The sequence below is a fragment of the Allobosea sp. genome (assembly GCF_035944895.1).
Classification (GTDB): domain Bacteria; phylum Pseudomonadota; class Alphaproteobacteria; order Rhizobiales; family Beijerinckiaceae; genus Allobosea.
Genome location: NZ_DASZAT010000005.1, coordinates 837,522 through 864,513, shown reverse-complemented (window position 1 = coordinate 864,513; position 26,992 = coordinate 837,522). Strand labels below are relative to the sequence as shown.

Annotated in this window: 23 protein-coding genes; 6 read left to right on the top strand and 17 right to left on the bottom strand. The window is 67.1% G+C overall.

What is annotated here, in order from left to right; translation table 11 throughout:
- The first annotated feature begins 7 nt into the window (after positions 1–7).
- A complete protein-coding gene (locus VGV58_RS06375; RefSeq protein WP_326873132.1) occupies positions 8–1,267 on the top strand; it encodes a peptide ABC transporter permease in 1,260 nt (419 codons plus the stop codon).
- A 121-nt stretch (positions 1,268–1,388) separates the two neighbouring features.
- Here VGV58_RS06375 and VGV58_RS06370 read toward each other — a convergent pair whose 3' ends face one another.
- The 6 genes from VGV58_RS06370 to argE form a co-directional block, all read right to left on the bottom strand.
- Complete coding sequence (locus tag VGV58_RS06370; protein WP_326873131.1) at positions 1,389–2,381, bottom strand: ABC transporter ATP-binding protein; 993 nt, start codon at positions 2,379–2,381, stop codon at positions 1,389–1,391.
- Positions 2,378–3,379, bottom strand: a complete 1,002-nt coding sequence (locus tag VGV58_RS06365) for an ABC transporter ATP-binding protein (protein ID WP_326873130.1) — start codon at positions 3,377–3,379, stop codon at positions 2,378–2,380. The genes VGV58_RS06370 and VGV58_RS06365 overlap by 4 nt, the downstream gene beginning before the upstream one ends.
- Positions 3,380–3,383: 4 nt before the next feature.
- Positions 3,384–4,331 (bottom strand): ABC transporter permease, encoded by a 948-nt coding sequence (locus VGV58_RS06360; RefSeq protein ID WP_326873129.1) that lies wholly within the window; start codon positions 4,329–4,331, stop codon positions 3,384–3,386.
- Between the two features lie 8 nt (positions 4,332–4,339).
- Positions 4,340–5,320, bottom strand: a complete 981-nt coding sequence (locus tag VGV58_RS06355) for an ABC transporter permease (protein ID WP_152016789.1) — start codon at positions 5,318–5,320, stop codon at positions 4,340–4,342.
- Between the two features lie 198 nt (positions 5,321–5,518).
- Entirely contained in the window at positions 5,519–7,108 is a 1,590-nt protein-coding gene (locus tag VGV58_RS06350; protein WP_414643877.1) for an ABC transporter substrate-binding protein, read from the bottom strand.
- A gap of 237 nt (positions 7,109–7,345) precedes the next feature.
- A complete protein-coding gene (gene argE, locus VGV58_RS06345; protein ID WP_326873128.1) occupies positions 7,346–8,494 on the bottom strand; it encodes an acetylornithine deacetylase in 1,149 nt (382 codons plus the stop codon).
- A gap of 151 nt (positions 8,495–8,645) precedes the next feature.
- Here argE and VGV58_RS06340 point away from each other — a divergent pair, with 151 nt between their 5' ends.
- Complete coding sequence (locus VGV58_RS06340; RefSeq protein WP_326873127.1) at positions 8,646–9,614, top strand: threonine ammonia-lyase; 969 nt, start codon at positions 8,646–8,648, stop codon at positions 9,612–9,614.
- Between the two features lie 53 nt (positions 9,615–9,667).
- Here the strand turns inward: VGV58_RS06340 and VGV58_RS06335 are convergent, their stop codons facing one another.
- Positions 9,668–10,243 carry a hypothetical protein gene (locus VGV58_RS06335; protein ID WP_326873126.1) on the bottom strand — a complete coding sequence of 192 codons (576 nt, stop codon included), beginning with the start codon at positions 10,241–10,243 and terminating at the stop codon, positions 9,668–9,670.
- 97 nt (positions 10,244–10,340) lie between these two features.
- Entirely contained in the window at positions 10,341–11,291 is a 951-nt protein-coding gene (locus VGV58_RS06330; protein ID WP_326873125.1) for a phosphoribosylaminoimidazolesuccinocarboxamide synthase, read from the bottom strand.
- 227 nt (positions 11,292–11,518) lie between these two features.
- On the opposite strand from VGV58_RS06330, the gene VGV58_RS06325 reads away from it, so the two are divergent.
- Positions 11,519–12,694 carry a M20 aminoacylase family protein gene (locus VGV58_RS06325; RefSeq protein WP_326873124.1) on the top strand — a complete coding sequence of 392 codons (1,176 nt, stop codon included), beginning with the start codon at positions 11,519–11,521 and terminating at the stop codon, positions 12,692–12,694.
- Positions 12,691–13,797, top strand: a complete 1,107-nt coding sequence (locus VGV58_RS06320; RefSeq protein ID WP_326873123.1) for an NAD(P)/FAD-dependent oxidoreductase — start codon at positions 12,691–12,693, stop codon at positions 13,795–13,797. Before VGV58_RS06325 ends, VGV58_RS06320 begins: the two co-directional genes overlap by 4 nt.
- A 110-nt stretch (positions 13,798–13,907) precedes the next feature.
- Here the strand turns inward: VGV58_RS06320 and VGV58_RS06315 are convergent, their stop codons facing one another.
- The gene (locus VGV58_RS06315) at positions 13,908–14,243 is read right to left on the bottom strand and encodes a GIY-YIG nuclease family protein (protein ID WP_326873122.1); all 336 of its coding nucleotides are present in this window, start codon (positions 14,241–14,243) and stop codon (positions 13,908–13,910) included.
- Positions 14,244–14,343: 100 nt separating this feature from the next.
- Between VGV58_RS06315 and VGV58_RS06310 the strand changes: the two genes are divergently transcribed.
- The gene (locus VGV58_RS06310; protein WP_326873121.1) at positions 14,344–14,907 is read left to right on the top strand and encodes a DUF2239 family protein; all 564 of its coding nucleotides are present in this window, start codon (positions 14,344–14,346) and stop codon (positions 14,905–14,907) included.
- On the opposite strand, the gene eda is transcribed toward VGV58_RS06310, so the two are convergent.
- The 8 genes from eda to VGV58_RS06270 form a co-directional block, all read right to left on the bottom strand.
- Positions 14,904–15,548: a bifunctional 4-hydroxy-2-oxoglutarate aldolase/2-dehydro-3-deoxy-phosphogluconate aldolase gene (gene eda / locus VGV58_RS06305; protein WP_326873120.1), complete on the bottom strand. Its 645-nt coding sequence runs from the start codon at positions 15,546–15,548 to the stop codon at positions 14,904–14,906. The genes VGV58_RS06310 and eda overlap by 4 nt on opposite strands.
- Before the next feature lie 25 nt (positions 15,549–15,573).
- Positions 15,574–16,263, bottom strand: a complete 690-nt coding sequence (pgl, locus tag VGV58_RS06300) for a 6-phosphogluconolactonase (protein ID WP_326873119.1) — start codon at positions 16,261–16,263, stop codon at positions 15,574–15,576.
- Positions 16,260–17,768 (bottom strand): glucose-6-phosphate dehydrogenase, encoded by a 1,509-nt coding sequence (gene zwf / locus VGV58_RS06295; protein WP_326873118.1) that lies wholly within the window; start codon positions 17,766–17,768, stop codon positions 16,260–16,262. Before zwf ends, pgl begins: the two co-directional genes overlap by 4 nt.
- A 275-nt stretch (positions 17,769–18,043) precedes the next feature.
- Positions 18,044–18,799 carry an ABC transporter ATP-binding protein gene (locus VGV58_RS06290; protein ID WP_326873117.1) on the bottom strand — a complete coding sequence of 252 codons (756 nt, stop codon included), beginning with the start codon at positions 18,797–18,799 and terminating at the stop codon, positions 18,044–18,046.
- Entirely contained in the window at positions 18,796–19,644 is an 849-nt protein-coding gene (locus VGV58_RS06285; RefSeq protein WP_326873116.1) for an ABC transporter ATP-binding protein, read from the bottom strand. The genes VGV58_RS06290 and VGV58_RS06285 overlap by 4 nt, the downstream gene beginning before the upstream one ends.
- An 8-nt stretch (positions 19,645–19,652) precedes the next feature.
- Entirely contained in the window at positions 19,653–20,567 is a 915-nt protein-coding gene (gene nikC, locus VGV58_RS06280) for a nickel transporter permease (protein ID WP_326873115.1), read from the bottom strand.
- An 11-nt stretch (positions 20,568–20,578) separates the two neighbouring features.
- Positions 20,579–21,646 (bottom strand): ABC transporter permease, encoded by a 1,068-nt coding sequence (locus VGV58_RS06275; protein WP_326873114.1) that lies wholly within the window; start codon positions 21,644–21,646, stop codon positions 20,579–20,581.
- A 113-nt stretch (positions 21,647–21,759) separates the two neighbouring features.
- Positions 21,760–23,349, bottom strand: a complete 1,590-nt coding sequence (locus VGV58_RS06270) for an ABC transporter substrate-binding protein (protein WP_326873113.1) — start codon at positions 23,347–23,349, stop codon at positions 21,760–21,762.
- A 256-nt stretch (positions 23,350–23,605) separates the two neighbouring features.
- Between VGV58_RS06270 and VGV58_RS06265 the strand changes: the two genes are divergently transcribed.
- A complete protein-coding gene (locus VGV58_RS06265; protein WP_326873112.1) occupies positions 23,606–26,989 on the top strand; it encodes a transglutaminase family protein in 3,384 nt (1,127 codons plus the stop codon).
- Positions 26,990–26,992 lie beyond the last annotated feature (3 nt).

Genomic DNA, 26,992 nt, shown 5'->3' with positions numbered 1-26,992 from the left:
TGCCCGCTTGCCCATGATCCGCCCCAACGCCCAGACGCCCCTCGACCCTGCAACCGACGCCGCGCTGCTGCTGCGCCGCATCGGCTTTGCGACGCTGGCGCTCGCCCTGCCACTGGCCTCGCTGGTCTCGCGCCGCGCCGCCGTCGTACTGGTGCCGATCGGGGTGATCCTCCTGTCGATCGCTGCGTTGATCGAGGCGCCGCGCTGGTTCGCCGGCAATATCCGGGCTTCGATCTTCAGCCGTGCCGGCTTGACGCTGTGGGCGCTGGTCGGCTGGGCGGTGCTCTCGCTGATCTGGAGCCCCTATACCGGCTCGGCCACCGAAAAAGCGGCCAATCTGTTCCTTGCCGTGGCATTGGGCTTCGCCGGCGCGGCGGCGCTGCCCGAGCGCATGCGCGCCTCGAATCTCAACCTCGCCGCGCTCGGCGCCGGCGCCGCTGCGATCTTCGCGCTCGGATTGCTCCTGACCGAGGCGCTCGGCCCGGTCGACTCGCGCGCCGCCGACGCCGCCGGCAGCGTCGAGCGCGGCATCAGCGTCGTGCTGATCATGTCCTGGCCGGCGCTCGCCTGGCTCCTGTCGCGCGAGCGCGGGCTGACGGCGCTGGGACTGGCGCTGGTCGTCGGGCTGCTTGCGCTCTCGCGCATCGAAGACGGCGAGGCGATGGCGATGCTGTGCGGCGCGATCGCCTTCGGCGCCGTCAGCGCCAACCGCATCGTCGGCGCGCGGCTGATGGGCGGGATCATGGCCGGGCTGATGCTGCTCGCCCCGCTGCTGCCCTTCCTGCTACTGCCGTTCTTCCGGCTCTCGCCGGCAGTGTTCAGTACGGTCGGCACCGGCCTCGACATCTGGGCCGACATCATCTCCAGCCGACCTCTGCAGCTGATCACCGGCCATGGGCTCGACACCGTGCTGCGCGGGCGTACCACCGGGGCGCTTCCGCTGGAGGTGCCAACCACGATCCTGTTCGAGACCTGGTATGAGCTCGGCCTGGTCGGCGCGGCGACGGCGGCGCTCTGCCTCTACTTCGCGGTCGGCGCCGCCGGCCGGATGCCGGGCGCGCTCGCCGCTGGCGGCGTCGCGGCCTACGTCACCGCCTTCGCGCTGGCGGCGCTCGGCTTCGCCTCGTTCCAGACCTGGTGGCTGATGACACTGACCGCCGTAGCGCTGCTGTTCACCGCAATCGCGCGCGGCCAGTACCGCACCGAGCGGCCGGTGGCGCCACTCGGCCGGCGGCCGAAGGCGCCGAACGCTCCGGCTGCGGAATAAGCAAAATCGCGTGTCATGCTCGGGCTTGACCCGAGCATCTCAGGCAGATGAGACGTCATTCAGCGCGCTCGTCACGAGATTCTCGGGTCGGCGCTTCGCTCCGCCCGAGAATGACGGATAGCTACGCCGCCTCGCGGCTCGCATTCACCGCATGGCAAGCGACGCCGTCGATCGCCGGCGGGTTCTCGACGCGGCAACGATCGAAGACCAGCGGGCAGCGCGGATGGAAGGTGCAGCCAGAAGGCGGGTTAATCGGGTTCGGGATCTCGCCTTTCACGCCCTCGCGCGGCTTCCCGATCATGGCGAGGTCCGGCACCGCCTCGAGCAGCATCCTGGTATAGGGATGGCGCGGGGCGGCAAAGAGCTGCTTGCCGTCGGAGACCTCGACGAGGCGGCCGAGATACATCACGCCGATCCGCGTCGCCATGTGCCGGACGACCGCGAGATTGTGGCTGATGAAGAGATAGGTCAGCCCGAACTTCTGCTGCAGGTCGCGCATCAGGTTGAGGATCTGCGCCTGCACGGAGACGTCGAGCGCTGAAGTCGGCTCGTCGCAGACGATGAACTCGGCATTGGAGGCGAGTGCGCGGGCGATCGCGATGCGCTGACGCTGGCCGCCAGAGAATTCGTGCGGGAACTTCTTGCCGTCGTCCGGGTGCAGGCCGACCAGCGAGAGCAGTTCGCCGACGCGCGCCTCGATCGCCGCATCACCCTGGATGAGGTCGAAAGCCCGGATCGGCTCGGCGATGATCCGCCCGACACGCCAGCGCGGATTGAGCGAGGCGTAAGGATCCTGGAAGATCATCTGCATGCGGCGGCGCAGACGCTGGCGCTCCTGGGCCGCCCTGGCGTCGAACATCGAGACACCGTCGATCGAAACGGTGCCGCCCGACGGGTTCAACAGGCCGACGACCATGCGTGCCACGGTCGACTTGCCCGAGCCGGACTCGCCGACGAGTGCGAAGGTCTCGCCCTTGCGGATGTCGAAGGAAACGCCGTCGACGGCCTTGAGGAACTGCTTGTCCTGGCGCTCTAGCACCCGGTTGAGCCAGGGCTTGGAGACGTCGAAGACGCGCTTGAGGTCACGGACCTGGACGAAGGCTTTGTCGCTCACGCCGCGATCTCCGTCTTGCCGGCCGGCGCCTTGGCCTTGTCGTAGAGGTGGCAGGCGACCTGGTGGCCGCCGACATCGATGAGCTCCGGCCGGTCGATCCGGCAGCGGTCGAACACCTTGGAGCAGCGCGGGTTGAAGGCGCAGCCCCTGGGGATATTGGAGAGCCGCGGCATGGCGCCCGGGATCTGCACGAGTCTTTCGGCATCGCCCTCGATCGAGGGAATCGCGCCCATCAACCCTTGCGTATAGGGGTGGAGCGGCTGCTTGATCACCTCGCGCACCGGGCCGATCTCGGCGACGCGGCCGGCATACATCACCGCGACCCGGTCGGCCGTCTCGGCGATCACGCCCATGTCGTGGGTGACCAGCATCACCGACGTCCCGCGTTCCTTGCAGAGCCGCTTGATCAGGCCGATGATCTGCGCCTGCACAGAGACATCCAGGGCGGTCGTCGGCTCGTCGGCGATGATGAATTCGGGCTCGGCGCAGAGCGCGAGCGCGATGACGACGCGCTGGCGCATGCCGCCGGAGAATTCGTGCGGGTAGCCATCGATGCGCCGCTCCGGCGCGGGGATGCCGACCTCGTCGAGCAGGGCGATGGCGCGCTTGCGGGCATCGGCTGCGTTGAGATCGGTATGGGTCTGGATCGTCTCGATCAACTGCTCGCCGACCCGGTAGAGCGGGTTCAGGCTGGTCAGCGGGTCCTGGAAGATCATGCCGATGCGCTTGCCGCGGACGCGGCGCATCTGCTCGGCCGGGAGATGATCGACGCGCTCGCCGGAGAGCACGACCTTGCCGTCGGCGATGCGGCCGGGCGGGTCGATCAGGCCGATGATGGCCGAGCCGGTGACGGACTTGCCGGCACCGGATTCGCCGACCACGCCGAGCACCTCGCCGCGAGCGATGTCGAAGGAGATCTTGTCGAGCGCCCGCAGCGTGCCGCGGCGGGTGACGAACTCGACGGTGAGGTCCTGGACGGAGAGGACGGTCTCGCTCATCGGCTCACCTCAACCGCGGGTTCAGGGCGTCGCGCAGCCAGTCGCCGAGCAGGTTCACCGCCAGCACCAGCACGGCGAGCGTCACGCCCGGGAAGGTGACGATCCACCAGTCGCCGGAGAACAGATAGCGGTTGCCGATCGAGATCAGCGTGCCCAGCGAAGGCTGCGTCGGCGGCAGGCCGACGCCGAGGAAGGAGAGCGTCGCCTCGGTGATGACGGCAAGCGCGAGGTTGATGGTCAGGATGACCAGCACCGGGCCGATCACGTTCGGCAGCACATGGCGCAGCATGATGAGGGGCGCCGGCAGGCCGACGAGGCGGGCGGCCTGGACATAGTCCTTGTTGCGCTCGACCAGGGTCGAGCCGCGGATGGTGCGGGCGTACTGCACCCAGAAGCTCAATCCGATGGAGATCACCAGCACGTAGAGCGCCGTGTCCTCGCGGTTGGCGTGCTTGAAGATGCCGCGCACGACGCCGTCGATCAGCAGGGCGATCAGGATCGCCGGGAAGGTCAACTGCACGTCGGCGATGCGCATGATCAGCGAGTCGACGCGGCCGCCGAGATAGCCGGCGAGCAGGCCGAGCGTGATGCCGATCGTCGCCGCCAATGCGACGCCGAGCAGGCCGACGATCAGCGAGACGCGAAGGCCGTAGAGGATCGCCGAATAGAGATCGCGGCCCTGGTCGTCGGTGCCGAGAATGAACTTGGGATCGCCGCCCTGCTGCCAGGTCGGCGGGATGTTGGCGTCGGAAAGGAAGACGGTCGCCGGGTCGAAAGGATTGGTCGGCGCGATCCAGGGCGAGAAGAAAGCGCCGATGAACAGCACCAGCACGATCACGGCGGCGACCATCGTCACCTTGGAGCGCAGAAAGCTCGCCAGGATGTCGCTGTCGAGGATGCGGGCCCAGAGCGAGGGCGGCTGTTTCGGAGTGGAAGCGGGTTGCGCGCTCATGACCGGCCTCAATGCGCCCCGATCGTCGCGCGCAGGCGCGGATCGACCAATGCGTAGAGCAGGTCGACGATCAGGTTGATGCTGACGAACAGGAAGGAGATCAACATGAGGTAGGCGGCCATGATCGGGATATCGACCTGCTGCACCGCCTTGAGGAAGAGTAGGCCCATGCCCGGCCACTGGAACACCGTCTCGGTGATGATGGCGAAGGCGATGATCGAGCCGAGCTGCAGGCCGGCGATGGTGATCACAGGCACCAGCGTGTTCTTCAGCGCATGGCCGAAATGAATGGCGCGGGTCTTGAGGCCGCGAGCCCGGGCGAACTTGATGTAGTCGGTGCGCAGCACCTCGAGCATCTCGGCCCGGACGAGGCGCATGATCAGCGTCATCTGGAACAGGCCGAGCGTGATCGAAGGTAGTATCAGCGCCTTCCAGCCCGAAGCGGTCAACAGGCCGGTGGTCCACCAGTTGCCGAGCTTGACGACCTCGCCGCGCCCGAAGGAAGGCAGCCAGCCGAGCGTGACCGAGAACAGGTAAATGAGGAGGATGCCGATCAGGAAGGTCGGCAGGCTGATCCCGACCAGCGAGACCGTCTGGAAGATCTTCGCCAGCCAGCTGTCGCGGCGCAGCGCCGTGTAGACGCCCATGGGTATGCCGACCAGCAGCGAGAACAGCGCCGACATGAAGGCAAGCTCCAGCGTCGCCGGGGCCCGCTCGCCGAGCAGCGAGATCACCGGGAGGCGGAACTGGTAGGAAACGCCGAATTCGAGCCGCGCGGCATTGTAGATGTAGCGTGCGAACTGGACGACCACCGGCTCGTCGAGGCCGAGCGTCTGGCGCAACTGTGCGACCTGCTCCTGCGGCGTGTCGACGCCGACCATCTGGTTAACGGGGTCGCCGACGAAGCGGAACATGGTGAAGGCGATGAGCGCGACCGCGAGCATCACGATCAGCGATTGGAACAGCCGACGCAGAACAAATGCGAGCATGGTCGCCTTTCAAGTAGGGCTTCGCCAGCTCCGTCATTCCAGCCGGAACGAAGCGGAATGCCGGAATCCCTCGTAGAGCGCGGAGCCTTACGATGGACTCCGGAGCCGCGCCGCTGACACGGCTTGTCCGGAACGACGGCGCTGTCCTGCGAAGCTGGAGAGGCTACGCGCCGAGCGATGCTCGGCGCGCGCGGGCCCTCACTGCTCCTTGGTGGCGTAGTAGAGCAGCACCGAATTGTCGGCGCGCTGGGCGAGCTTCACCTTCTTCGACACACCCCAGGCCAAAGCCTGCTGATGCAGCGGAATGTAGGAGAACTCGTCGACGGTGATCTTGTAGGCCTCGCCGATCATGGCGTTGCGCTTGGCGGTATCGGACTCGACCAGGATCTTGTCGGTCAGTTCGTCGACCTTCTTGTTACAGTAGTTGCCGAGGTTCGACTCGCCGCGCGAGGAGCCGGCGACGTCACGGCAGCCGAGAATGTCATAGAGGACATTGTGGCTGTCGAAGGTGCCGGGGGTCCAGCCGAGCAGATAGAACGAGGTCTTGTAGCCGCCCGGCTTCAGCACCTTGGCGAAATACTGCGCCTTGGGCTGGGCGTTGAGGTTCACCTTGACGCCGATGCGGGCGAGCATGCCGACCACGGCCTGGCAGATCTGGCCGTCATTGACGTAGCGATCGTTCGGGCAGTCCATGCCGAGCTCGAAGCCGTTCGGATAGCCGGCCTCGGCGAGCAGCTTCTTGGCGGCCTCGGTGTCGAACTTGGCGCGGGTGAAGCCGGCGGTCGAGAACAGCTCAGGCGCGATCATCAGCGGCGAGGGCGTCGAGAGCCCACGCATGACGCGGCTCTTGATCGTCTCGATGTCGATCGCCTGGTAGAAGGCCTGGCGGACCCTTACGTCCTTGAAGGGGTTCTTGCCCTTGACGCTGGATTCCAGCAGCTCGTCGCGGGTCTGGTCGAAGCCGAGGAAGATGGTGCGCAGCTCGGGCCCGGTCAGGACCTGGGCATTGCCGGAAGCGTTGACACGCTGGATGTCCTGGATCGGAACCGGCTCGATCACGTCGACCTCGCCGGAGAGCAGCGCGGCGACGCGGGTCGCGTCCGAGGAGATCGGGGTGAAGATGATCTCCTTGATGTTGCCGTCGATCTTCTTCCAGTAGTTCTCGTTGAGCTTGAAGACGGTCTTCACGCCCGGCTGATGGCTCTCGATCTTGTAGGGGCCGGTACCATTGGCGTTGAGCGAGGCATGGCTCGGCGTGGTCGCGGCCGCAGGCGTCGGGGCGACGGCGTTGTTCGCCTCCGCCCACTTCTTCGACATGATGTACCAGGTGTCCCACTGCGCGTTCAGGATCGGGTTCGGCGTGGTGAGGATCACGTCGACCGTAAAGTCGTCGACCTTGACGAACTTGGCGCTGGTCGGGATGCGGGTGGTGAAGTTCGAGCCCTGGGCGCGGACGCGATCGGCCGAGAAGATCACGTCATCGGCGGTGAAATCCGAGCCGTCATGGAACTTGACGCCCTTGCGCAGGAAGAAGCGCCATTTCAGGCCGTCGGCGGAAATCTCCCACTTCTCGGCGAGGGCCGGCTCGATCTTGAGATCCTTGCCGCGTGCCGTCAGGCCCTCATAGGGGTGGCCGAGATGGGCGTTGGTTGTGGTCTCGTTGACGGTATAGGGGTCGAGCGACTTCAGCTCGCCCTGGTTGGCGTAGCGCAAGGTCTGGGCTTGCACAGCCCCGCACATCAAGGCCAGGGCGGCAACGGCTGCCAGGCAATGGGTCTTGAACGACATGTGAGACTGCTCCCGTTGGTTAGAAACCACTCCTCCCCAGGAGCGGTGCCGGCCGCGCGCCTATTTTGGCGGCAGACCGACGAAGGCGGCAGATTAATGACGGTTCGAAGCCCGCGTCCAGTGCGGTCGATCGACTTCGTTCCAGATCGAACTTTGTTGCGAATCCAACTAATGCAACGCACGAAGCTGCGAAGGGCGAGATGAAAGCCCGCAATGAAGCATCCTCGCCCTGCACGCTCAGCGGGCCAGCTCCGTGATCAGCGCACGGACGAAGGCAGTGCCGGCGTCGAGCTGGGCCACCGTGAGGAACTCGTCCGGCTGGTGCGCCTGGGCGATATCGCCGGGTCCGCAGACCACCGTCGACCAGCCGGCCGCCTGGAACAGGCCACCCTCGGTACCGTAGGCGACGACATGGCTGGCGTTATCGCCGGTGATTCGGCGCGCCAGCGTCTCGGCCATGCCTTCCTTCTCCGGCGCGAGCGGCGGGGTCTGGGAGGTGATCTCCATGGTGATGCCGGTTTCAGGCGCGATCGTCTTCATCGGCACCTCCAGCTCGGCGATCTTCGCCCGGTAGCGCGCGACATAGTCGGTATTGTCGCCCGGCATGACGCGGACCTCATGGCTGAAGCTGGCATGTTCGGCGGTGATGTTGACCGCAGTGCCGCCAGCGACGACGCCGACATGCAGCGTCGAATAGGGCGGCTCGAAGGGAATGCCGGGCTGCACCCTCGCCTTGTTTTCCTGCATGACGTCGTCGTGCCAGGCGATCAGCTTGCCGGCGACCATCACGGCGGGGACGCCGATATCGACGCGGCTCGAATGCACGGCGTGGCCGCGCACCGTCGTCTTCATGCGCGTGCCGCCCTTGTGGCCGGTGACGACCTGCATCATCGAGGGCTCGCCGACGATCACCGCCGAGGGCTTCAAGCCGGCCTCGGCCATGGCGTCGATCATGATCGCGGCGCCGATGCAGCCGACCTCCTCGTCATAGGAGAGCGCGATGTGGAAGGGCCGCTTCAGGCCCGCCTCCAGCATCTCCGGCACCAGCGCCAGCGCGATCGCGTCGAAGCCCTTCATGTCGCAGGAGCCACGGCCATAGAGCTTGCCGTCGCGCTCGGTCAGCGTCCACGGGTCGGAGCTCCAGTCCTGGCCCTCGACCGGCACGACGTCGGTATGGCCGGAGAGGACGACGCCGCCTGCGACCTGCGGGCCGACGGTGGCATAGAGATTGGCCTTCTCCCCGTCCGGGCTCGGCACGATCGTGCTCGCGACACCATGGGCGGCGAGATAGTCGCGGCAGAAATGGATCAGATCGAGATTGCTGCGCCAGGACTCGGTGTTGAACGACACCAGCTTGGCCAGCATTTCCTTGGGGGAATAACGCACGGGTAGAAATCTCCAATGAACTGGCCGACAGGCACGAACCGTGCCGCAGGCTACGCTGGCATTGCCTGTCGTCAATCGCTTCTCGGCGCTTGACCGGGCTGCACCCGACGCGCTGTTGTGCCGGCCAACCGATTGTCCCCGTGAGTCCGCCATGTCCTTCGACGTCACCCTCGCCGACATCCAGGCCGCCGCCACCCGCATCGCCGGCAAGGTCCGGCGCACGCCGACCTTCATGAGCGCCGGCCTCTCGGCCCGGCTCGGCGTCGAGACCGTGGTCAAGGTCGAAAGCCTGCAACTCGCCGGCTCGTTCAAGGTGCGCGGCTGCTACAACAAGCTGCTCGGCCTGTCGGAGGCCGAGAGGGCGCGCGGCGTCGTCACCGTCTCCGGCGGCAACCACGCCATCGCCGTCTCGCTGGTCGCCAGCATGCTCGGCATCAGGGCGCTGGTGCTGATGCCGAAGAACGTCGCCCCGCTCAACATCCGCCTGACGCAGGAAGCCGGCGGCGAGGTCGAGCTCTGCGAGGATGCCCTCGCCGCCTTCTCCAAGGCAGAGGAATACGAGGGCAAGGGCATGACCCATGTCCATTCCTATGACGACCCGGCGATCATCGCCGGCCATGGCACGGTCGGCCTCGAACTCGCGGCCGATGCCGGCGGGCGGATCGACCATGTCTTCATCTCGATCGGTGGCGGCGGCTTCTCGGCTGGCGTCGGCGCAGCGCTGAAGGGGCTCGATCCGGCCGTGCGCATCCACGGCGTCGAGACCGAAGGCGCGACGACGATGACGCAGGCGCTCGAAGCCGGAAAGCCGATCCCGATCCGCCCGACCTCGATCGCGCGCACGCTCGGCGCGCCCTTCGCGACCGAACGGACGATGGCGGCGGCGCGCCAGTTCCTCGAGGAGATCGTGGTGGTGCCCGACGCCGAGGCGGTGCGAGAGCTGGTCTGGGTGCTGCAGAACGGACGCGTCCTGCTCGAGCCGGCGGCGTCCTGCACGATCGCGGCCGCGCTGACGCGCAAGGACCAGTTCAAGCCGGGCGAGCGTGTCGCGCTGGTGCTGTGCGGCTCGAACGTCGCGCTCGAAGACATCGAGCGCTGGCGCCAGGAGTTCGGGGTCTGAGGCAAGCGAACAGCGCGCCAGCCATCGGCGCGCGCCCGTTTCGCGTGCAGGTCCTAGGGCACGACACTGCCGCGAGCCCGTCCGCCCGCGACCCGGCACGAGCAGCTCGCACCAAGATCAGCCGGGTTGATCAACTGGCAGGTGCGGACCGGCGTACGGCAATAGTCGCCAATGCCTGACGACACCGGAGCGGCGTAATAGGGCCGGCGGTAATAATAGTAGGCCGGCTCGTCGTAATAGGGCGCGCCATAGTAATAGGGATAGGCTGCAGCGCTGCCGAGAATGGCGCCCGCCGCTAGGCCCCCGGCGCCCCATCCCCAGCCGCCGCCATAATAGCCCCGCCGCCCGTAATAGCCGCCGCCATACCAGCGGTTAGGGCGATAGCCCCAGCCTCCGCCGCCGCGGGAGTAACCTCCGCGATAGCCATAACCTGCGCCTCCCAGACTGGGACGATGGCCGCCGCCGAAGCCGCCGCCGGACAAGGCCCGGCCTCCGCCGCTGAGGGCGCCCCCCACGCGGGGGCCGCCGCCTGGAAAGGCACCGCCGCTCAAGGCCTGCGCCGAGACGTCGTTGACTGAGAAGGCGAGCAGGGGAACGAGCGAAGCGGCAAGAACGATCAGGCGGCGCATGGCGGCCTCCTCGGCAGCAAGGGCGGTCAACCATTAACGCGCGCGCACTGCGGCTGTTCCGTGGCGCCGGCTCAGGGCAGTCGAGCCGGAACCCGCCTCAGAAATAGCGCGCCAGATTCCGCCTGATCCGCTCCAGCGGCGACACATCGGCCGCCGGCCGTTCGAACGCCCTGCCGGTGATCGTCTCGAAGGCCCTGATATAGACCTGCGAGGTCTGCTCGATCAGCTCGTCCGGGATCGCGGGGATCGGCTCGTTATAGGGGTCGCAGCGGGCCGCGACCCAGTTGCGCACGAAGTCCTTGTCGAAGCTCTCGGGCTTCTCCCCCTTTGCGAAGCGCTCGGGATAGCTGCCGGCGAACCAGTAGCGGCTGGAATCAGGGGTATGGATCTCGTCGGCAAGGATGATCCTGCCCTCGGGATCGGTGCCGAACTCGTATTTGGTGTCGGCGAGGATGAGGCCGCGCTCGGCCGCAATCTTCTGGCCGCGGGCGAACAGCTTCAGCGCATAGCCCGACAGCGTCTCCCACTGCGCCTTGGTCAGCAGGCCCTGCTCCAGGATCTGCGCCGGCGAGAGCGGCTCGTCATGACCGCCGTCGAAGGCCTTGCTGGTCGGCGTGATGATCGCCTGCGGCAGCGCCTCGTTGTCGCGCAGGCCGTCCGGAAAGCGGGCGCCGTACATGTCCCGCTGGCCCTGCTTGTACATGGTCAGGATCGAGGTGCCGGTGGTGCCGGCGAGATAGCCGCGCACCACGATCTCCACGGGGAGGATGTCGAGCCGCTGCCCGACCACGACGTTGGGATCGGGATAGTCGAGGACATGGTTGGGGCAGATGTCCGCGGTCTGCTCGAAGCAGAAGCGCGCCGTCTGCGTCAGCACCTGCCCCTTGTACGGGATGCAGGCGATGGCGCGGTCGAAGGCACTGAGCCTGTCGGTGGCGATGATGATCCGGCGCCCGTCCGGCAGGTCGTAATTCTCGCGGACCTTGCCACGGTAATGGTTCGGCAGCTCCGGGATCGTCACGTCGCGGATCGTGTTCGCCTCGGACATCGCAGCACTCGCAAGCTCGGAATCATCCGAAGCGGCAGGCTTCGGCTCCGCCGCTCTTAACCCTTTCACCGCGATGTGGACAGCCGGCCACGACGCATTCGCCAACCTCCCACCCCTCATGCCGCAATCGGCTTGGACAGGATGCATCGCTCCGGGCTAGCTTGCGCCTCTGGCAACCCGTTTTCTGCCAACTCCTTCGTGCAGAGCCGCCACCCGTCGAGGACACCATGCCCAAATCCGATCTCATCGCCGCGATCGAACCCGAGATCAGCGCGATCCGCCGCGACTTCCACCGCCATCCCGAGCTGCTCTTCGACGTGCAGCGCACCGCCGGCATCGTCGCCGACAAGCTGAAGGAATGGGGCGTCGACGAGGTCGTCACCGGGATCGGGCGCACCGGCGTCGTCGGCGTGATCAAGGGCAAGGGCCAGGATTCCGGCAAGGTCATCGGCCTGCGTGCCGACATGGACGCGCTGCCGATCCATGAGGAGACCAATCTCGAGCATCGCTCGACCGTGGCCGGCAAGATGCACGCCTGCGGCCATGACGGGCACACCGCCATGCTGCTCGGCGCCGCCAAGTACCTGGCGCAGACCCGCGATTTCGACGGCACCGCGATCGTGATCTTCCAGCCGGCAGAGGAAGGCGGCGGCGGCGGCCGCGAGATGTGCAAGGACGGGCTGATGGAGCGTTTCGGCGTGCAGGAGGTATACGGCCTGCACAACATGCCCGGCCTGCCGATCGGCCAGTTCGCCATCCGCAAGGGGCCGATGATGGCCGCTGCCGACCGTTTCCTGGTCAAGCTCGAGGGCCGCGGCGGCCACGCCGCCAAGCCGAACGAGACGATCGACCCGCTGGTCTCGGCCTGCCAGATCGTCACCTCCCTGCAGACCATCGCCTCGCGCAATGCCGATCCGCTCGATTCCGTCGTCGTCTCGGTGACGGCGCTGCAGGCCGGCGAGGCCTTCAACGTCATCCCGCAGCATGCGGTGATCAAGGGCACGGTGCGCTCGCTCTCGCCGGAGATGCGCGACCTTGCCGAGAAGCGCTTCCGCGAGATCGTCACCGGCACCTGCCAGGCCTTCGGCCTGACCTTCGAGATCGAGTACGAGCGCGGTTATCCCGTCACCTTCAACCATGCCGGCCAGACCGACTTCGTCACCAGCGCGACGAAGAGCGTCTTCGGCAAGGAGGCGATCGACACGACGGTGCCGCCGACCATGGGCTCGGAGGACTTCTCCTTCATGCTGGAGGAGCGGCCCGGCGCCTATATCTTCATGGGCAATGGCGAGTCCGCCGGGCTGCACCACCCCGCCTATGAGTTCAACGACAAGGCGATTCCCGTCGGCATGACCTACTGGACGAGCCTGGTCGAGATGGCGATGCCGCAGCGCGCAGCATGAGCGACATCGATTGCCTGGTGATCGGGGCCGGCGTCGTCGGCCTTGCGACGGCGCGCACGCTTGCGCTCGCCGGCCGCGAGGTCGTGATCGCGGAGGCCGCTGACGGGATCGGCACGCAGACCTCGGCGCGCAACAGCGAGGTCATCCATGCCGGCATCTATTATCCGCCGGGCTCGCTGAAGGCCCGGGTCTGCGTCGAGGGGCGCAAGCTCCTCTACGCCTATCTCGGCGAACGCGGCCTGCCGCATAAGGCCTGCGGCAAGCTGATCGTCGGAACTCATGCCGGCCAGCGCCCGGCGCTGGAGACGATCGCAGCGCGCGCCGAGGCCTCCGGCGTCACCTCGCTGCGCTGGCTCGACGGCGCGCAGGCGAAGGCCCTGGAGCCGGAGGTAACCTGCGAGGTCGCCCTGCTCTCGCCCGAGACCGGCGTTGTCGACAGCCATGCGCTGATGCTGTCGCTACTCGGTGAATGCGAGGCTGCCGGCGGCTCGCTTGCCCTGAACACGCCGATCCTGGCCTGGCGGCGCGAGGCCGATGGCTTCAGCGTCGATTTCGGCGGCGAGGACCCGGCGACCTATACCGCAAATACCGTGGTGAACTCGGCCGGCCATGGTGCGCCGCGCCTGCTCGGCAAGCTCGACGGCTTCCCGGCCACGCATGTGCCGAAGCAGTCCTTCGCCAAGGGCAACTACTTCTCGCTGCTGGGCAAGCAGCCGTTCTCGCATCTGGTCTACCCCGTGCCGGAAGCGGCGGGCCTCGGCATCCACGCCACCATCGACATGGCCGGCCGCGTCAAGTTCGGCCCCGATGTCGAATGGGTCGGAGACGACCAGGACCTGATCGTCAACCCTGCCCGCGCCGAGAAATTCTACGCGGCGATCCGGACCTATTGGCCTGCCTTGCCGGACAACGCGCTCGTCGCCGACTATGCCGGCATCCGGCCGAAGCTGCATGGGCCGAGCGAACCGATGCCGGATTTCCGCATCGACGGGCCGGCGGTTCATGGCGTGCCCGGGCTGGTCAACCTGCTCGGCATCGAGAGCCCCGGGCTGACGAGTTCGCTCGCGATCGCGGATCTGGTGGTGGAGCGTCTGGCGGCCTGACGCCCTCCCCGTCATGGTCGGGCTTGTCCCGACCATGCACGTCTTCTTTTGGGCAGGGCAGCGTTCAAGACGTGAATGCTCGCCACAAGGCGAGCATGACAGCGTGGTTCTCACACCGCCTCCGCCCCCAATTCCGCGCACCAATGCGCCAGCCGCGCCTTTATGACGCGCTCGCGGCCGGCTTCCAGCGCCTTCTCGTCGAGCCGCTCGACCTCCTCGAAGGCGAAGGCGGCCTCGCCATGCGCGTTCCAGGCGGCCTGCAAGCTCCGCCCGCGATGGCTGCCATGGCGTAGTGTGAACCAGATGCGGTTCTGTATTGTCGAGAGATCCGGTGCTTGCCCCGCCCAGCGCTCACCGGTCGCAAGGCAGCGCACCAGATAGATGCCGGCCACGATCTTGCGCTCCTTATAGGCCGCGACGGCGACCTTCCTGTCCTCGTGACGCATCGCGCCCTCCTTTCGGTCAGGCTGCCGCAAATATCACCCGGGCAATATTGACTCAAGTATTTTTATCCGGGTATTTAAACGCGTCATGTGGGAACCGACCATGTCCGATGCCGACCGCCTTTCCACCGCCTTCGACGGCAACACCATCCTCGCCCGCGGCCGCCTGGCCGAGGTTGCGCTGGCCGTGCAGCGACGCCTGACCGAGCGCCCCGACGCGGTGCTGCTGACCTTCGACGATGCGAGCGGGCGGGTGATCGATCTCGACCTGCGCGGCACGCCAGCGGAGATCGTAGCGAGGCTGGGGGACGAGCCGCGCGGGCGCGGGCGGCCGAAGCTCGGCGTGGTCGCGCGCGAGGTGACCTTGCTGCCACGGCATTGGGACTGGCTGTCGGCACAGCCGGGCGGCGCCTCGCAAGCCTTGCGGCGCCTGATCGACGAAGCCAGGCGCGGCGATCGCGGCGAGACGCAAGGGCGTATCGCCCGCGAGACGGCCTATCGCTTCATGAACGCGCTCGCCGGCAATCTGCCTGGCTTCGAGGAGGCGACGCGCGCGCTCTTCGCCAATGACGAGATCGGCTTCTTCCGGCAGGCGGCGGGCTGGCCCGCCGACATCCGCACCTATGCGCAGGAGCTGGCCTGGAGCGCAGTGCGGAGCGAAGACTAGCCGCGCAGCTCGGCGACCTTCTCGCGCGCTTCCCGCGAGAGCTTCGTCACCTGCGCCCAGTCGCGATTCTTCACCGCATCGGCCGGCACGAGCCAGGAGCCGCCGACGCAGATCACCTGCGGCAACGCCAGGTAATTGCCGAGATTGGCGAGCGAGACACCGCCGGTCGGGCAGAACTGCATCTGCGGGAACGGGCCCGAGAGCGCCTTGAGGCCGGCAACGCCGCCGGCCTGCTCGGCCGGGAAGAACTTGCAGGTCAGGCGTCCCGCCGTGACCGCGCGCATGCACTCGGATGCCGTCGCGACGCCGGGCAGCCAGGGCAGCCCGGTCTTGCGCATGGCCTCGTCGACCGCCTCGGTGAAGCCGGGGCTGACCACGGCCTGCGCGCCGGCATTATGGACCTCGGCCGCCTGTGCCGGCGTCACCACCGTGCCGGCAACCGGCAGGATGCCCGGCACCTTCTTCGCCACGATTTCGAGCGCCGCCATCGCAGCCGGGCGGCGCAAGGTGATCTCGATCACGTCGATGCCGCCGGCGAGCAGGGCTTCCGCGAGCGGCACGGCGATCTCGGCCTCGTCGATGACGACGACGGGGACGACGGCGCAGGCCTTGAGGCGGGCGATTTCGGGAGCGATCGACATCGGCAGAATTCCTTTCGCGCCTCGCTTACGCCTTGGCCCAGTAGACGTCGAGCCCCTGCGGGCGCGAGAGCAGCAGGCCGACCGGGAAGGCCGCCGGCAATTCGACCGCCGAGGCCAGCACCTCGTCTTTTTCCTGCCCCGAGATCAGCAGAGCGACATGGCCGGCGCCCTGCAGCCGAGCCGGCGATAATGAGAGCCGCGGCGGCAGGTCGGCCGGCGTCGCGGCGAGCGCATGCACGGAGGCCGGCGCAGTCAGCGCCGCTGTCTGGCCGGGAAAGAGCGAGGCGATATGTCCGTCCGCGCCCATGCCGCTGACGACGATATCGAGTTGCGGCAGGCCCTTCAGGACACGGTCGAGGCTCGCCGCAGCCGCGGAAAGATCGTCGCCGGCATTGTGGAAGGAGACAAAGGGGGTGCGCCCGTCGCGCAGCGGCGCGAAGGCCGCCCGGATCATGCGCTCGTTCGACGCCGGATCGCCCGGCGCGACGAAACGCTCGTCGGTCGGCATCAGCGTGATGCTCTCCCAAGGCAGGTCACGCGCGCCAAGTGCCGCGAGGAAGCGCGCCGGCGTAGTACCGCCGGGTACGGCGAGAAGCGCCCTGCCCTGTGCCGCGACAAGCGTGCGCAACCGAACCGCGACCGCTTCGGCCAACGCCTCGGAGGCGTCGGCCAGCGTCTCGAAGCGGTGGCGGATCAGCGGACCGGCAGCGCTCACTCGCTGAACTCCGGATCGGCCCAGGAGCGGCCATCGCGCTCGATCAGGCCGATCGATTGCGACGGGCCCCAGGAGCCGGCGGCGTAGCGATGCGGCTGGGGATAGTATTCCTGCCAGCCGGCCAGGATCGGATCGACCCAGGTCCAGGCCTGCTCGACCTCGTCGCGCCGCATGAACAGGGTCTGGTCGCCGCGGATCACATCGGTGAGCAGGCGCTCATAGGCGTCGGGCGTGCGCACGTCGAAGGCCGTCTCGTAGCGCAGGTCGAGCTGGCGCGGCACGACCTTGAGCTTGCCGGAACCGGGCACTTTCATCATCAACTGGAGCTGGACGCCGTCATTGGGCTGGAGCCGGATGACCAGGCGGTTGGCGTAGAGCTCCTCGCAGCCCGGCGCACGGCCGAAGATCGAATGCGGCACCGGCTTGAAGGTGACGGCGATCTCGGAATAGCGCTGCGCCATGCGCTTGCCGGTGCGCAGATAGATCGGCACGCCGGCCCAGCGCCAGGTGTCGAGTTCGCAGCGGATCGCGACGAAGGTCTCGGTACCGCTGACATGGCCGAGTTCCTCGGCATAGCCCTTGACTCGCTGGCCATCGATGACGCCCGGCCCGTACTGGCCGCGCACGGTGTGGCGCTGTACGTCGGGGCCGACGATCGGCCGCAGGGCCTTCAGCACCCTGACCTTCTCGTCGCGGACCGCATCGGCCTCGAGCTGGTTCGGCGGCTCGATCGCGAACAGGCAGAGCAGCTGCAATACATGGTTCTGCACCATATCGCGCAGATGACCGGCCTTGTCGTAATAGCCGGCGCGGGATTCCAGGCCGACCGTCTCCGCGACGGTGATCTGGACATTGTCGATGTCGCGGCTCGACCAGGAGCGCTCGAACAGCGTGTTGGCGAAGCGCAGGACGAGCAGGTTCTGCACCGTCTCCTTGCCGAGATAATGGTCGATCCGGTAGGTGCGGCTCTCCGGCAGGATGCGCGCGACAGCGTCGTTGATCTCGCGCGCCGAGGCGAGATCGCGGCCGAGCGGCTTCTCCAGGATGACGCGCGAGGTCGGCGTCAGGATGCCGGAGCTGGCGAGGTTCTCGCAGATCGGGATGAACAGGTCCGGTGGCGTGGAGAGATAGAAGGAGCGCACGCGCTGGGAATCGCCAAGCGCGTCCTTCAGCGCGCCATAGGTCTCGGGCTTCACCGCATCGAGCAGCACCATGGTCAGGCGGCGGCGGAAGGCGGCGATGCGGTCCTGCAACAAGCCGGCGGCGGCGAGCTTGTCGGCGATCTGGTTGGGGATGCCCTCGACATCCTCCTGCTTGCGGACGATGCCGATGATCCGGCTCTCCTCCGGCAGCACACCCTCCTCATTGCGCTGGGCCAGCGCCGGGAAGAGCTTGCGCAAAGCAAGGTCGCCACCGGCGCCGAAGATCACCAGATCGAAGGGCGGGACCGGCGTGCGCTCCGGCGCAGCCTCCGGCTTCAGCAGGCGTTCAGCGATGGCGTCCATGGCGGCATACTCCTGATCGGCCCAGTCGAGCCGACTCCTGCGACGACAATGCGACCAAGGGCGCAGCTTGCCAAACGGTTTGCGTGGCAGGGCCGCTATGCCGTCATTCTTGGGCCGAGTGTAACGAAAGCCCCCTCTCCCTCTCTCCCCCGTTCCGAGAGAGAGAGAGGCGCATGCCGCGGCATCGGCGCCGCGAAATGAGGCGCGGGAGCCCTCTCCCGGCACGGGGGAGGGTTGGGAGGGGGCAGCGCAAGTGTCCGTCGCAATGACGGGCCCTATCCCGCCCGCCGAAAACCCTCACTCGCCGTCAGCAATTGCTGGGCGTAGGCCGTCTGCGGCGCGCGGGCGGCGAGCGTTTGCGCCGTCATCTCCTCGACACCGCGGCCGAACTGCATGACCAGCAGCCGCTCGCACATATGGCCGACGACGGCGAGGTCGTGGCTGACCAGGATATAGGTCAGCTTGCGCTCATGGCGCAGCGCCTGCAGCAGGTTCAGCACCTCGGCCTGAATGGATACGTCGAGCGCCGAGGTCGGCTCGTCCAACAGCAGGATCGTCGGCTCCAGCACGAGGGCGCGGGCGATGGCGACGCGCTGGCGCTGGCCGCCGGAGAGCTGGTGCGGATAGCGGAAGCGGAAGGAGGTCGGCAGGCCGACATCCTGCATGGCTCGGCTGATCTTGGCCTCGGCATCGCGGATGCCGTGTATGGCGAGCGGCTCGGCCAGTGTGTCGTCGACGGTCTTCTTCGGGTGCAGCGAGCCGTAAGGGTCCTGGAAGACCATCTGGACGGCCCGGTAGAAGGCCTTGTCGCGGACCTTGGGCTGGCGCTTGCCGAGGATGTCGACCTCGCCGCTCCAATCGCGGTTGAGGCCGGCGAGGACGCGCAGCACGGTCGACTTGCCCGAGCCGGATTCACCGACGATGCCGTAGCTCTCGCCCGGCTCGACCGCAAAGGAGAGGTCCTTCACGACATGCGAGTCGCCGAAGGAGACGTTGAGCTTGTCGACGTTTATCGCTGAGTTCGTGCTCATGCCAGCCATGCCGGGTCGCGGTTGAGGGTGGCGAGCGTCTCGCGTGGATGGTCGAGATCGGGCAGGCAGCCGAGCAGGCCGCGGGTATAGGGATGCTGGGCCCGGTCGAGCTCGCCGGCCGGCAGCGTCTCCATCGCCTTGCCGCCATACATGACGATCACGCGGTCGCAGAACGACTTCACCAGATGCAGGTCGTGGCTGATGAAGATCAGCCCCATGCCGCGGCTGGTCACGAGATCGTCGAGGATCTTCAGCACCTGCAATTGCACGGTGACGTCGAGCGCCGAGGTCGGCTCGTCCGCGATCAGGATTTCCGGCTCGGCGATCAGCATCATCGCGATCATCACGCGCTGGCCCATGCCGCCCGAAACCTCATGCGGATAGAGATCGTACACGCGGCCGGGCTCGCGGATCTGAACAGCCTCCAGCATCGAGAGGCTGCGCTCCTTGGCCTCGCGCGCACTCGCCTTGTGGTGGACGCGATAGGCCTCGGCGATCTGGTCGCCGACGGTCTGGACCGGGTTCAGCGAGAACTTCGGATCCTGCATCACCATGGAGATGTGGCGGCCGCGCAGTTTGCGGCGGCTCGCCTTGTCCATGGTCGTGAGGTCCTTGCCGCGGAACTCCATGCGCTTGGCCGTGACCACGCCGGGATGCGGGATCAGGTCGAGGATGGCCCGGCCAGTCATCGACTTGCCAGAGCCGGATTCGCCGACGATGCCGAGCCTCTCGCGACCAAGGGTGAACGACAGGCCGCGCACGGCGTTGACGATGCCCGTCGGGGTGTGGAAGTCGACGCGCAGGTCGTCGAGCGTCAGCAGGGCTTGTTCAGAGGTTGCGTTCATCTTGCCGCTCACCTCGCATCCAGCACATCGCGCAGCCCGTCGCCGAGCAGGTTGAAGCCGAGCGCGACGACGCAGATGGCGATGCCGGGGAAGGTCGCGACCCACCACTGGTCGAAGATCTGCTCGCGGCCGGTCGAGATCATCGCGCCCCATTCCGGGATCGGCGGCTGGGCGCCGAGGCCGAGGAAGCCGAGGCCGGCGGCGATGATGATGATGCCGGCCATGTCGTAGGTGGTGCGCACGATCAGCGAGGGCACGCACATCGGCACGACATGCTTCAGCACGATCCGCATCTGGCTGGCGCCCTGCAGGCGCATCGCCGAGATGTAGTCGGCATTGCGGATGATCATCGTCTCGGCGCGGGCGACGCGGGCGTAAGGAGGCCAGGCGGTGAAGGCGATGGCGATGACCGCGTTCTCCAGCCCCGGCCCCAGCGCCGCGACGAAGGCGAGCGCCAGCACCAGGCGTGGGAAGGCAAGGAAGACGTCGGTGATGCGCATCAGCACGGTGTCGACCCAGCCGCCGAAATAGCCGGCGGCGCAGCCGATCAAGAGGCCGAGCGGCCCGACTGTAATCACGACGAGCATGACGATCACCAGCGTGACGCGGGTGCCGTAGACGATGCGGCTGAAGATGTCGCGGCCGAGCGCGTCGGTGCCGAACAGATGCTTGGCGGAGGGCGCCAGCAGGCGCTGGTCGAGGGCCTGCGCCAACGGGTCGTGCGGCGCGATCAGCGGCGCGAAGGCGGCCAGCAGCAGCAGCGCCAGCACGATGACGAGGCCGGCCACGGCGGCCGGGTTCTTCCTGAAGGCGAGCCATTGCCGGTAGAGCTGGCCGAGCTTGGCCTGCCGGCGCGATTCCGGCGAGGTCGTGGTCAGCCAGGCGTGCCAGGTGACGGGTGAGGTGGCGGTCTGATCGCTCATGGCCATCCCTCTCAGCGCGCCCGCGGATCGGCCAGCCTGCCGAGGATGTCGGAAAACAGGTTGACCGCGATGAAGACGGCGCCGACCACCAGCGTGCCGCCGAGCACGGCGTTCATGTCGGCATTGAGCAGCGCATGGGTGATGTAGCGGCCGAGGCCCGGCCAGGCGAAGATCGTCTCGGTCAGCACCGAGCCTTCGAGCAGGTGCATGTAGGAGAGCGCGATCACGGTGACGAGCGGCACGAAGGCGTTGCCCAGAGCGTGGCCGCAGACGACGCGCCATTCGGACAGCCCCTTCACCCGCGCCGCCACGACATATTGCTGCTGCAGCTCGGTGATCATGAAGCTGCGGGTCATGCGGCTGATATAGGCGACCGAGAGCAGGCCGAGCACGGAGGCCGGCAGGATCAGGTGCCAGAAGGCGTCCACCACCGCCTCCCATTCGCCCTGCATGGCGGCGTCGAGCATGACGAGGCCAGTCACCGGCGTGACGAAGTCCTGATAGGCGACCGAGAGGCGGCCGGGCCCGGCGACCCAGCCGAGCTTGGCGTAGAACAGCAGCAGTCCCATCAGGCCGAGCCAGAAGACCGGAATGGAATAGCCGATCAGGCCGATGACGCGGGCGATCTGGTCGATCCAGCGGCCCTGATTGACGGCGGCGAGGATGCCGAGCGGGACGCCGAGCGCGACGCCGATCAGCGTGCCGAGCGTCGCCAGCTCCAGTGTCGCCGGGAAGACCGTCTTGATGTCGTCGGTGACCTTCTGCGCGGTCAGCACGGAGGTGCCGAGATCGCCGGTGAAGACCTTGCCGATATAGGTGGCGAATTGCTGCCAGTACGGCTTGTCGAGGCCAAGCGCGAGGCGCGCCTTGTCGTAGACATCGGCCGGAGCACGATCGCCGACCACCGCGAGCACGGGGTCGATCGGCATGACCCGCGCGATCAGGAAGGTGACCAGCAGCAGGCCGAAGATCGTGATCGCGACCGTGGTCAGCTCGCGGCCGAGGATCTTGGCCCAGCGGGCGGCGCGGCCCTTGGCGCGCGGCGGGGCGGGTGGGGTCGGTGCGCTGATGGCAACCATCGCCGGCTCCGTCCTTTCTTGTTCTTGGAGGTCTCGCCCGCCCGCATGGGACGGTAAAGCAAGAACCCGCCGCAGCCTTACGAGGGCTACGGCGGGTTCCGCTGGCGGATGCCTCAGTTCTTGGTGATCGGGGCGTAGAAATTGGTGTCGGAGCTCGGTCCGATCACCCAGTTGGAGACGTTCTTGCGTTGGGTCGAGACTTCAATTTTCTGGAACATGATGACGAAGGGCGAGACCTTCTGGTGCTCGCGCTGCAAATCGCCATAGACGGCGGCGCGCTTGGCAGTGTCGTTCTCCAGCACATTGGCCTGGGTGACCTTGGTCATCTCCGGGATGTCCCAGGTGTTGCGCCAGGCCAGCGTCTTCGACTTGGCGTCCTCACCATTGTTCTCGTTGATGGCGAAGGTCTCGGCATTGGTGTGCGGGTCGAGATAGTCAGGCCCCCATTCGCCGATATAGATGTCGTGGGTGCGAGCGCGATATTTGGTCAGGGTCTGCTTGCCGTCGCCGGGGATGATCTCGAGCTTGATGCCGGCTTGCGCCCAACTCGCCTGCAAGGCCTGCGCGATATCCGTCCACGGATTGATCGAGCGCACATCCATCGTCACCGAGAAGCCGTTCGGCAGCCCAGCCTTGGCGAGCAGTTCCTTAGCCTTGGCGAGATCGAATTTGTAGGGCTTGTCGCTGATCGCGCCGAGGAAGCCCGAGGGCAGGAACGCCTCGTGCTGCTTGTAGCGCCGCTCGACGATATTGCGTTCGATCCCTTCATAGTCGACCAGCCATTTCAGGGCCTCGCGCACTTCAGGCTTGGCGAGATACTGGTTCTTCTGATTGAGGCCGAGATAGAAAATATAGCCCTTCTCGCCCTGCACGAACTCCAGATTGGGATTGTTGCTGACGGCGACGAGCTGGTCACGCGAGAGCTCGCGAGCGATGTCGACATCGCCCTTTTCGACGAGCAACCGCTGCGAGGCCGCCTCCGCGACATGGCGGACGATGATGCGCTTGGTCTTCGGGGCACCCTTGTACCAGCCCTCATTGGCGTCGAGCGCATATTGCTCGTTCGGGCGATAGGCGCGAACCTTGTAGGCGCCGGAACCGGCCGAGGCGAGCTTCAACCAGCCATTGCCCCAGTCGCCATCCTTCTCGTTCGCCTTGACCAGTTTGGAATCGACGATCGAGGCGACGCCCGAGGTCAGGCAGTTCAGGAAGAAGCTCGGCGCGAATGGCTTGGAGACGGTGACCGTGACGGTGTTGTCGTCGACCGCCTTGACCTTGTCGAGGACGGTATCCTTGTTCAGGCCAAACTGGGTGAGGATGAAGCCCGGCGACTTGTTCAGCGTCACCGCGCGCTGGAAGGAATAGACCACGTCGGCGGCTGTGAGCGGATTGCCGGAGTGGAACTTGACGCCCGGCCGGAGCTTGAAGGTGTAGGTCAACTGGTCCGGGCTGACGGTCCAGCTCTGGGCGAGATCGCCGATCAGGGCGTTGTTGTTCTTGAGATCGACGTTGATCAGCTTGTCGTAGAGATTGGTGACGACCTCGACGCCGGAGAACTCGAAGGCCTCGGCCGGATCGAGCGAGATGATGTCGTCGATCTGCTTGGCCATGACGATGGTGTCTTTGGGCGTCTGGGCCTGGGCGGCGCTCGCCAGCAAAGCGGCGAAGGCGGAAGCCGCCATCAGTTTTGCAACATGACGCATGGAAATCCCCATTGTGCTGTCTGCGGGCACTCCCAGGGCGCCCGTTGGGGCGCACTCTGTGGCCAGATCGTGGCGGATGTCCAGCCGGCGCCGAACGGCTTCCGTACAAACCGCCATCGCTTGCACGCTTGTTGCGCAACAGCCTGAATTGGCGTCGCATTTCTGCGCAAGAACCGGCTTGCCCCTCTCTCTTCTGCCGCTATCGTGATGACAGCGGCCAGTCCGGCCGGTCCATGGCACAGCAGGGTCCGCGCTCTTGGCCATCATCGCCGCACTGCACCACCTGACCCATTATCGCTATGACCGCCCGGTCACGCTCGGCCCGCAGATCATCCGCCTGAGGCCGGCGCCGCATTGCCGCTCGGCGGTGAAGAGCTATTCGCTCAAGGTCACGCCGGCAGAGCATTTCGTGAACTGGCAGCAGGATCCGAACGGCAACTGGCTGGCGCGCTATGTCTTCCCCGAGCCGGTCACCGAGTTCCGCATCGAGGTCGACCTCGTCACCGAGCTCTCGATCATCAACCCGTTCGACTTCTTCGTCGCGGCCGAGGCCGAGGAATTCCCCTTCGCCTATCCCGAAGAATTGAGCGACGAGCTCGCGCCCTATCTGGTCAAGGAGGAGGCCGGGCCGCTGCTCGCGGCATTCCTCGCCACGATCCCGCGCGAAAAGACCAACACCGTCAACTTCGTCGTCGATCTCAACGCCCGCCTCCAGCGCCTGATCGCCTATGGCATCCGGATGGAGCCCGGCGTGCAGGAACCGGAGCAGACGCTCCAGCTCGGCTCCGGCTCCTGCCGCGACACCTCCTGGCTGCTGGTCCAGATCCTGCGCCATCTCGGCCTCGCCGCCCGCTTCGTCTCAGGCTACCTGATCCAGATGAAGGCGGACATCGATCCGCTGGAGGGACCGCGCGGCACCGACAAGGACTTCACCGACCTGCACGCCTGGGCCGAGGTCTACATTCCCGGCGCCGGCTGGATCGGGCTCGACCCGACCTCGGGCCTGCTCACCGGCGAGGGCCACCTGCCGCTGGCAGCGACGCCGCATTATCGCTCGGCCGCCCCGGTCAGTGGCCTGGCGAGCTATGCCGAAACCCAGTTCGCCTTCGACATGAGCGTGACGCGTGTGCATGAAGTGCCGCGCATCACCCTGCCCTTCTCGGACGCCTCCTGGACCGAGCTCGACGCGCTCGGGGAGCGGGTCGAGGCCGACCTGCAGGCGCAGGACGTCCGCCTGACCATGGGCGGCGAGCCGACCTTCGTCTCCATCGACGACCAGACCGGCGAGGAGTGGAACACCGCGGCGGTCGGGCCGACCAAGCGCGAGCGCGCCGACGTGCTGATCCGGCGCCTGCGCGAACGCTTCGCGCCGGGCGGCATGCTGCATTACGGCCAGGGCAAATGGTATCCGGGCGAGAGCCTGCCGCGCTGGGCCTTCGCCCTCTACTGGCGTGAGGATGGCGAGCCGATCTGGCGCAACGCCGCGCTGATCGCTCGTGAGCCCGGCGCGAAGACCGGCAGCGATCGCGAGCATGAGGTCGTGCCAACCTCGGCAGCGGTCGAGACACTCGCTGCAGGGCTGTCCGAGCGGCTCGGCCTTGGCCCCGATTACGTGCTGCCAGCCTATGAGGACACCGGCCACTGGCTGGTGAAGGAAGGCCAGTTGCCGGAGAATGTCGATCCGCTCGACCCCAAGCTGTCCGATCCGGAGGAGCGCGCCCGCATGGTCCGCGTCTTCGACCGCGGGCTCGGCAAGCCGAGCGGCTACGTCATCCCGGTGCAGCGCTGGCAGGCGGCGGCGGACGACCGGCGCTGGCGCTCGGAGAAATGGAAGCTCCGGCGCGGCAAGCTCTTCCTGGTACCAGGCGATTCACCCGTTGGCTTCCGGCTGCCGCTGGGATCGCTGCCACATGTCCCGGCAAAGGCCTATCCGCATATCCACCCGCAAGACCCGCTGGAGCCGCGCGGGCCGCTGCCGCCCGCGGCGGCCGGCTCGCCCGGCGCGCCGCGGGCCGCCGATCCGCCGCCTGCCTTCGCCGGTCTGGTCCAGCCGACACGTCCCGCCGGAAGCGGCGAGCCGCAGAGCGCGCGCCAGGACGTCGTCGAGCAGGAGCTTGGCGCCGAGTCGGTCCGCACCGCGCTGAGCATCGAGGTGCGCGACGGCGTGCTCTGCGTCTTCCTGCCGCCGGTCGAGCGGCTGGAGGATTACCTCGACCTGATCGCCAGCATCGAGGCAGCGGCCGAAGCCACCGGCCAACCTGTCCACATCGAGGGTTATGCGCCGCCGCATGATCCGCGCCTCAACGTCATCAAGGTCACGCCCGATCCCGGCGTGATCGAGGTCAACATCCACCCGGCGAAGAACTGGGCGCAGGCCGTCTCGATCACCCGCGGCGTCTATGAGGAAGCCAGGCAATCACGACTCTGCGCCGAGAAGTTCATGGTCGACGGCCGCCATACCGGCACCGGCGGCGGCAACCATGTCGTGCTCGGCGGCGTGACGCCGGCCGACAGCCCGTTCCTGCGCCGGCCGGACCTGCTCAAGAGCATCGTGCTCTACTGGCAGCGCCATCCGTCGCTGTCCTACCTGTTCTCCGGCCTGTTCATTGGCCCGACCAGCCAGGCGCCGCGCATCGACGAGGCCCGGCACGACCAGCTCTACGAGCTCGAGATCGCGCTGGCGCAGACGCCCGGCCCGCAGGATCCGGCGATCCCGCTCTGGCTGGTCGACCGGCTCTACCGCAACCTCCTGATCGACGTCTCCGGCAACACCCACCGCACCGAGATCTGCATCGACAAGCTCTATTCGCCGGATGGGCCGACCGGACGGCTCGGGCTGATCGAGTTCCGCTCCTTCGAGATGCCTCCGGACGCGCGGATGTCGCTGGCGCAGCAACTGCTGATCCGGGCGCTGATCGCCTGGTTCTGGCGCGAGCCGCAGGCCGGCAAGCTCGTGCGCTGGGGCACCAGCCTGCATGACCGCTTCATGCTGCCGGAGATCGTCTGGCAGGATTTCCGCGACGTGCTCGCCGATCTGGAGCGCGCCGGTTACCGCTTCGATCCAGCCTGGTTCTCGGCGCAGCACGAGTTCCGCTTCCCCTTCTTCGGCAGGATCAACCAGGGCGGCGTCGAGCTGGAACTGCGCCAGGCGCTGGAGCCCTGGCACGTCATGGGTGAAGAAGGCGCGATCGGTGGCACCGTCCGCTATGTCGATTCCTCGGTCGAGCGCTTGCAGGTCAAGGCGAGCGGGCTGACGCCCGGCCGGCATGTGATCACCTGCAATGGCCGGGCGTTGCCACTGACCGAGATCGGCGCCGGAACCAGCATCGCGGGCCTGCGCTTCAAGGCCTGGCAGCCGGCCTCCGGCCTGCATCCGACGATTCCCGTGCACGCGCCGCTGACCTTCGACATCGTCGACACATGGGCGGGTCGCTCGCTCGGCGGCTGCGTCTACCATGTCGCCCATCCCGGCGGGCGCAATTACGAGACACCGCCTGTGAATTCCTACGAGGCGGAGGCCAGGAGGCTGGCCCGCTTCGAAGCGATCGGCCATAGTCCCGGCTCGCTGGCGATTCCCGCAGAAGAGCGCAATCCGGAGTTCCCGATGACCCTCGACCTGCGCCGCCCGCCGGGGGTTTGAGGT